This is a genomic window from Massilia horti (genome assembly GCF_004614195.1).
GTDB lineage: Bacteria > Pseudomonadota > Gammaproteobacteria > Burkholderiales > Burkholderiaceae_D > Telluria > Telluria horti.
Map to the genome: position 1 here is coordinate 1 of NZ_SPUM01000089.1, position 6,823 is coordinate 6,823.

Annotated in this window: 6 protein-coding genes; 3 read left to right on the forward strand and 3 right to left on the reverse strand. The window is 67.5% G+C overall.

Annotated elements, in window-relative coordinates:
* From E4O92_RS13405 to E4O92_RS13415, 3 genes are all read right to left on the reverse strand, one after another.
* The coding region (locus tag E4O92_RS13405; protein WP_135190256.1) for an indolepyruvate ferredoxin oxidoreductase family protein at positions 1-3,445 on the reverse strand (3,445 nt) is incomplete at its 3' end.
* Positions 3,446-3,669: 224 nt separating this feature from the next.
* The gene (locus E4O92_RS13410; protein WP_135190257.1) at positions 3,670-4,605 is read right to left on the reverse strand and encodes a LysR substrate-binding domain-containing protein; all 936 of its coding nucleotides are present in this window, start codon (positions 4,603-4,605) and stop codon (positions 3,670-3,672) included.
* Between the two features lie 70 nt (positions 4,606-4,675).
* The gene (locus tag E4O92_RS13415; RefSeq protein WP_229483342.1) at positions 4,676-5,692 is read right to left on the reverse strand and encodes a GGDEF domain-containing protein; all 1,017 of its coding nucleotides are present in this window, start codon (positions 5,690-5,692) and stop codon (positions 4,676-4,678) included.
* A gap of 320 nt (positions 5,693-6,012) precedes the next feature.
* Between E4O92_RS13415 and E4O92_RS13420 the strand changes: the two genes are divergently transcribed.
* The 3 genes from E4O92_RS13420 (at position 6,013) to E4O92_RS13425 (ending at position 6,665) form a co-directional block, all read left to right on the forward strand.
* Positions 6,013-6,216 carry a Flp family type IVb pilin gene (locus tag E4O92_RS13420; RefSeq protein WP_135190259.1) on the forward strand — a complete coding sequence of 68 codons (204 nt, stop codon included), beginning with the start codon at positions 6,013-6,015 and terminating at the stop codon, positions 6,214-6,216.
* 61 nt (positions 6,217-6,277) lie between these two features.
* Positions 6,278-6,436, forward strand: coding sequence for a hypothetical protein (locus E4O92_RS24835; protein WP_167759782.1), 159 nt, complete (start codon positions 6,278-6,280; stop codon positions 6,434-6,436).
* 43 nt (positions 6,437-6,479) lie between these two features.
* Positions 6,480-6,665, forward strand: coding sequence for a Flp family type IVb pilin (locus E4O92_RS13425; RefSeq protein WP_206076866.1), 186 nt, complete (start codon positions 6,480-6,482; stop codon positions 6,663-6,665).
* Positions 6,666-6,823: the final 158 nt, after the last annotated feature.

Below are 6,823 nucleotides of genomic sequence, written 5' to 3' on the forward strand. Positions count from 1 at the left end.
TGGCCAGCTCGACCGCCGTGTCGTGGTTCTCGGCAGAAAGAGTGGACAGCAAGGACTCGATCATCAATCGGTATTCGCCGATCAGGGCGCGTTCCATGCGGCGCTCGGCGGTGTGGCCGAACACGTCGAACATGCCGCCGCGCAGGCCCTTGAACTTGGCCAGCAGCTTGAACGCGCTCCACATCCACGAGCCATACTGGGCCTTTACCAGCCGGCCCTGCGCATCCTTCTTGGCAAACAGCGGCGGCGCCAAGTGGAAGCTGAGCTTGAAGTCGCCTTCGAACTGGGTCTTGAGCTGCTCCACGAAGCGCCCGTCCGTGTACAGGCGCGCCACTTCGTACTCGTCCTTGTAGGCCATCAGCTTGAAGTAGGACTTGGCCACCGCGCTCGACAGCCTGGTGCCCAGGCCCTGGGCGCTTTCCGCAGCGCGCACGCGCGCCACCAGCTCTTCGTAGACGGCCGCGTAGGCGCGGTCCTGGTAGCCGGTCAGGAATTCGACGCGCTTGTTGATGATGGCGTCCAGCGACTGCGGCATCTGCACCACCACCGCCTGCGTGGGCAGCGCCAGCTTTTCGACGCGCTTCATGTCCAGCGCCGCGCGGCGGCCCCACAGGAAGCTGGTCTTGTTGGCGGCGACCGCGACCCCGTTCAGTTCGATCGCGCGCAGCAGCGCCGCTTCGCTCAAAGGAATGCGGCCCTTCTGCCAGGCGTAGCCGAGCATGAACAGGTTGGCGGCGATCGAATCGCCCATCAGGGCGGTGGCCAGCTTGGTCGCATCAAAAAAGTCGACCGCCTGCTCGCCGCCGGCCGCCTCGACGATCAGCGAACGCACCTGCGCGGCCGGGAACTGCCAGTCGCGGTCCTGGGCAAAAGTGCCGGTCGGCTGCTCGTGCAGGTTGACGATGGCCGTGGTGCGGCCCGGCTTAACCTTGGAGATCGCGTCGGCGGCGCCGGCGGTGAGCATGTCGCAGCCGAGGATCAGGTCCGCTTCGCCGGTGGCGATGCGCTGCGCGCGCAGGCGCGCCGGGCTGGCGGCGATCTTCACGTGCGAGGTGACCGAGCCGTTCTTCTGGCTCATGCCGGTCATGTCCAGCACCGACGCGCCCTTGCCTTCGAGGTGGGCGGCCATGCCCATCAGGGCGCCGACCGTGATCACGCCGGTGCCGCCGATGCCGTTGATCAGGATGTTGTACGGCGCGTCGCACGCGGGCAGCACCGGCTGCGGCAGCTCGCCCCAGGCGTCGATGGTGTCCTTGGCGGTGCCGGCGCGGCTCTTCTTGAGCGTGCCGCCTTCGACCGTGACGAAGCTGGGGCAGAAGCCCTTGGCGCACGAGTAGTCCTTGTTGCAGGCCGACTGGTCGATGGCGCGCTTGCGCCCGAATTCGGTTTCCTTCGGCAGGATCGAGACGCAGTTGGACTGCACGCCGCAGTCGCCGCAGCCTTCGCACACGGCCTCGTTGATGACCATGCGCTTGTCCGGATCGGGGAACTGCTTCTTCTTGCGGCGGCGGCGCTTTTCGGCGGCGCAGGTCTGGTCGTAGATCAGGACCGACACCCCCGGCAGCTCGCGCAGCTCGCGCTGCACGTCGTCCATCTGCTTGCGGTCGTGCAGCGTCACCAGTTCCGGCAGGCCGTCGCGGCCGTCGTAGCGCGACAGGTCTTCGGTCACCAGCGCGATGCGCTTGATGCCTTCGGCCGCCATCTGCTGGGCGATCAGCGGCACCGAGGTGGTGCCGTCGACCGGCTGGCCGCCGGTCATCGCGACCGCGTCGTTGTACAGGATCTTGTAGGTGATGTTGACGCCGGCCGCGACGGCGGCGCGGATCGCCAGGTAGCCCGAGTGGAAGTAGGTGCCGTCGCCCAGGTTCTGGAACACGTGCGGCACCTGCGAGAACGCGGCCTGGCCGATCCACGGCGCGCCTTCGCCGCCCATGTGGGTGGTGAGCTTGTTCATCTCCGGGTAGATCGAGGTGGCCATCACGTGGCAGCCGATGCCGGCCAGCGCGAACGAGCCGTCGGGCACCTTGGTCGAGCTGTTGTGCGGGCAGCCGGAGCAGTAGAAGGCGGGGCGGAACGGGGTGGCCACGGCCTTTTGCAGGACCGCGTCCTTGGCGTCGAGGAATGCCAGGCGCGCCTTGATCTGGTCGCGGGTGGTGGCGTCCAGGTCGAGCCGGGCCAGGCGGCGGGCGATCACGCGCGCCACCTGGGCTACCGAGAAGTCGGCCTTGGACGGCAGCAGCCATTCGCCGCGCGGCGCAACCCATTCGCCCTTTTCGTCGAACTTGCCGATCACGCGCGGGCGCACGTCGTCGCGCCAGTTGTACAGCTGTTCCTTGAGCTGGTATTCGACGACCTGGCGCTTTTCCTCGACCACCAGGATTTCGTCCAGGCCCTGCGCGAATTCGCGCACGCCTTCCGGTTCCAGCGGCCAGATCATCGCCACCTTGAATAGGCGCAGGCCGACCTTGGCCGCCATCGCCTCGTCGATGCCCAGTTCTTCCAGCGCCTCGAGCACGTCCACGTAGGACTTGCCGGAGGCGATGATGCCAAGCCTGGCGTTGGCGCTGTCGATGGTGGTGCGATTGAGCTTGTTTTCGCGGGCATAGGCCAGCGCCGCGTAGATCTTATAGTCCTGCATCAGCGCTTCCTGCTTGCGCGCCTGCAGGCCGAGCGGTTCGGACGAGAGCCGGGTGTTCAGGCCGCCCTCGGGGACGGTGAAGTCGCGCGGCAGCTTGACTTGAACGCGCAGCGGGTCGGCGTCGACCGAGGCGCTCGATTCGACGGTGTCGGCCAGCGCCTTGAACGCGACCGCGCAGCCGGAAAAGCGCGACATGGCCCAGCCGTGAACGCCCAGGTCCAGGTATTCCTGCACGTTGCAGGGGTAGAGCACCGGGATCATGCAGGCCGCGAAGATGTGGTCGGACTGGTGCGGCAGGGTCGAGGAGTAGGCGCCATGGTCGTCGCCGGCCACCAGCAGCACGCCGCCGTTTTTCGCGGTGCCGGCGTGGTTCATGTGCTTGAACACGTCGCCGCAGCGGTCCACGCCCGGGCCCTTGGCGTACCACATCGCGAACACGCCGTCGTACTTGGCGGGGCCGATCAGGTCGACGGTCTGGGTGCCCCAGACGGCGGTGGCGGCCAGGTCTTCGTTCACGCCCGGCACGAACTTGACGTTGTTGGCTTCCAGGTGCGGCTTGGCCTGCCACAGGTTGTCGTCCAGGCCGCCCAAGGGCGAACCACGGTAGCCGGAGACGAAGCCGGCGGTGTTCAGGCCGGCGGCCAGGTCGCGCTGGCGCTGGATCATGGGCAGGCGCACCAGCGCCTGGATACCCGACAGGAAGATATTACCGGAGGTGGCGGTGTACTTGTCGTCGAGGGTGACGGTGGTCAGGCGTGACGCGGCGTCGTGCGCGCAGGCAGGCTGCGGCGTCGTGGGGGCTGGCATGGCGAACTCCAAATCGATCAATTCAGGGTGTCTCCCGCCGGTTGTGGCGCCGGGTGGGCGCGTGGCTGGCGGGGGCGGGTGGCCGCGGTGGCGACCGGGCGTGCTGGTTGGCAGCGCCATTCGCGTGCGAGTGTAGGAGCATCGCCGGGCAGCGGCAAATAGGGTTTGCGGATGGGGGTATAAGAAAAACTGATGGCTGCCCGCGCCACCCGCGCGCAGGCGGGCTAGGCGGCGATCAGCCGGGCGCCGCGCCAGGTGCCGGCGGCGCACAGTTCTTCGGTGACCTGGCGCACCAGCTTGCCGATCGCGGCCGCGGCATTGGTCAACGGGATGTTACGCGACGAGCACAGCGTGACGCGGCGCGCCAGCCCCGGTTCCAAGAGCGGCCAGGCCGCCAGCGCGCCGCTTGCGATCTCCTCTTGCAAGGGCGCGACCGGCAGCAGGGTCGCGCCCATGTCGGCCAGCAGCGCCGACTTGAGGATCGCGATCGAGTTGATTTCGATGACGTTCTCCAGGACCAGCCCGGCGCGGCGCGCGGCCTGCTCGATCAGCGGGCGCACCCCTTGCTGCTGGGCCGGCAGGATCAGCGGCGCGTCCAGCGCCTGCGCCAGGCTGACCCCGGCATCCGGCGGCGCCAGGCTGGACCCGGCGCGGCAGACGAACATCAGGTCTTCCTCGACCAGCGCGGTGGCGGCGAAATGCTCGCGCGGGGCATCGTCGAACAGCACCGCCAGGTTGAGCCGGCCCGACTTGAGCTGCTCGGTGAGGTTGCCGGAGATTTCCTCGGTCAGCTGCAGGGTGATTTCGGGATAGGCGGCGCGCGCGGCGCGCAGCAGCGGCAGCGCGAGCGCGCCCGAAATGCTGTGCGGCAGTCCGAGCGTGACGCCGCCGGATGGCCGGTCGGCCGATTGCGTGACCGCCGCCCGCGCATCGGCCACCTGCTTGAGGATGGCCTGCGCGTGCTCGTAGAACACCTTGCCGGCGTCGGTGCTCAGCACGCCCTGGGCAGAGCGGTGCAGGAGCCTCGCGCCCAGCTCCTCCTCCAGCGCGCGCAGCTGCTGGGTCAGGGCCGGCTGCGCCACGTGCAGCACCAGCGCGGCGCGCGAGAGCGAGCCGTGGTCGACGATCGCAACGAAGTAGCGGAGCTGGCGCAGTTCCATGGGGGCCGGACACGTTTGTTTCAAAACGTTTATTTTAGTCCGGCCGCGCCGCGGGCGGCAGCTCGCGCGGCTAGAAGAACTCGACGGTGTCGTTGGAGGCGGCCGCCTGCAGCAGTCCCTCGGCCACCAGCTGCTCGTAGTGGCAGGCGCGGTTGCGGCCGTTGGCCTTGGCGTAGTACAGCGCCTGGTCGGCGTGGCCGAGGATGGCCACCGGCGGCTCGCTCGCGGACAGGGCGACGAAGCCGACGCTGACCGTGACCTGGCCGACCTGGGGGAAGTGGTGCGCCTCGACACTGGTACGGAAGCGCTCGATGATCTTCCACGCGTTCTCCAGCGTGGAGGAGCGCAGCAGCACCACGAATTCCTCGCCGCCGAAGCGGAACACGCGGTCGTGGGCGCGAAACGACGACTGCAGCAGGTTGGCGATCAGGATCAGCACCTCGTCCCCGTACAGGTGGCCGAAGCGGTCGTTGACGCGCTTGAAGTGGTCGACGTCGATCACCGCCAGCCATTGGCGCTGGTCGGCATGGGGCTGGCGCCGCTCCGGCCGGTCCGGCAGCGACGGCTCGGGCGCGTCCGTGGACTGCAGCATGCGTGCCAGCTGGTCGTCGAAGGTCTTGCGGTTGAGCAGGCCCGTGAGCGAGTCGCGCTCGCTGTAGTCGAGCAGGTTCTGGAAGTTGCGGTAGACGCTGACCACGCCGGCGATGGTGTGCATGGTGGCGTCAAGCAGCGGCGCCGGGTGGGTGATCTCCAGGCAGGTGTCGGCGCGCTCGCCGATCCACAGCGGCAGCCACAGGATGCCGCCGCCGTCCGGGCCTGGCCTGGCGGCGCTGGCGGCGCGCGCGGCCAGGCAGGCCTGCAGTTCGGGCAGTGCGGCCAGGGGTTCGCCGGCCGCGCCCTCATACGGCTCTTCCAGGCGCGCCTGGCCGCCGGCGCCGATCACGGCGCGCGGGCGCAGCAACTGCTTGCCGCCGCTACTGGCCAGCGTCAGCACGCGTACCCGGGCCGCCGCGGCCAGCTCCTGGACCGCGGCGCTGACCGACAGGTCGAGCATGTGGTGATCGCGGTGGCCGGTCATGTCGACCATGTGTTTCAACAGGCAATCCATATCGCTTTCAGATAGGTGATCGGACCGTTGCTTACATTGCTGTCAAGCGGTGCTCTTTTTCGCAACATCTTGATTCTAGCCGGACCCGGCGCGGCCGACTACGAGGGCGTTCGATCCAGCGCAAAGTTTTCAGCAACAAAATAATGCCACATGGAAACCTTGCCCTCAGTCAAGTTGTCCTTGGGCAACATCTATTACAGTGAACCTACTGACGCGAAGAAGTGACGGGGCAGTCATACCGCCAAGCCACCGCAGTAGCGCGTCAGGTTTGTCCCTTAACTCACCATATGGAGTTTGTTATGAGCAAGATCGCATCTGCAGTCAAGGCCTTCATCGATGACGAGAACGGTGTGACCGCCATCGAGTATGGCCTGATCGCCTCTCTGGTCGGCGTGGCCATGGTCACCGCGGCCGACGCCCTCGGCCTCAAGATCAAGGCCGTGTTTGAGTATGTCACAGGGCAAATGAAGTCCGGGCCTGCCGCCCCCGCCTCCCCGAGCTAATCGTTAGCCGGGCCCTCCGAGCGCGCCCGCGCCCGGGGGGCTTTTTCTATGGGAGTGAGCCATGCCTGTCCAGTCCTGTCTTGACCTGGCCCTGATGCTGCTGGTGGTCAGCGCCGGCCTCAAAGGCCTCGCCGCGCGCCGCATCGCGTACCCGGGCCGGCACCGGGTGGATGCGACCTTGACGCGGCAGTCCAGCCGAGCCGCCAAGCCACTGCAGTAGCGTGCCGGTTGTGTCCTTCAACTCACCACCACGGGAGTTTCTAATGAGCAAGATCAAATCCGCAGTCCAAGCCTTCATGGTTGACGAGAACGGGGTGACCGCCATCGAGTATGGCCTGATCGCCGGCCTGGTCGGCGCGGCCATGGTGGCCGCCGCGATCGTCCTCGGCGACAAGTTGTTGGCCACGTATGCGTATGTCAAAGATCAATTCAAGTCGCTCTGGGCATAAGCCGCGCCCGCCGGGCGCTGGTTGCGCAAGCGGCCTTTTATGGGAGTGAGCCATGCCTGTCCAGTCCTATCTTGACCTCGCCCTGATGCTGCTGGTGGTCAGCGCCGCCGTCAATGACCTCGCCGCCCGCCGCATCCCGAACCGCCTGCTGCTGGCCG

Coding starts and splice junctions, on each gene's coding strand:
- E4O92_RS13410 (WP_135190257.1), bottom strand. CDS start 4,605: ATGGAACTGCGCCAGCTCCGCTACTTCGTTGCGATCGTCGACCACGGC.
- E4O92_RS13415 (WP_229483342.1), bottom strand. CDS start 5,692: ATGGTCGACATGACCGGCCACCGCGATCACCACATGCTCGACCTGTCG.
- E4O92_RS13420 (WP_135190259.1), top strand. CDS start 6,013: ATGAGCAAGATCGCATCTGCAGTCAAGGCCTTCATCGATGACGAGAAC.
- E4O92_RS24835 (WP_167759782.1), top strand. CDS start 6,278: ATGCCTGTCCAGTCCTGTCTTGACCTGGCCCTGATGCTGCTGGTGGTC.
- E4O92_RS13425 (WP_206076866.1), top strand. CDS start 6,480: ATGAGCAAGATCAAATCCGCAGTCCAAGCCTTCATGGTTGACGAGAAC.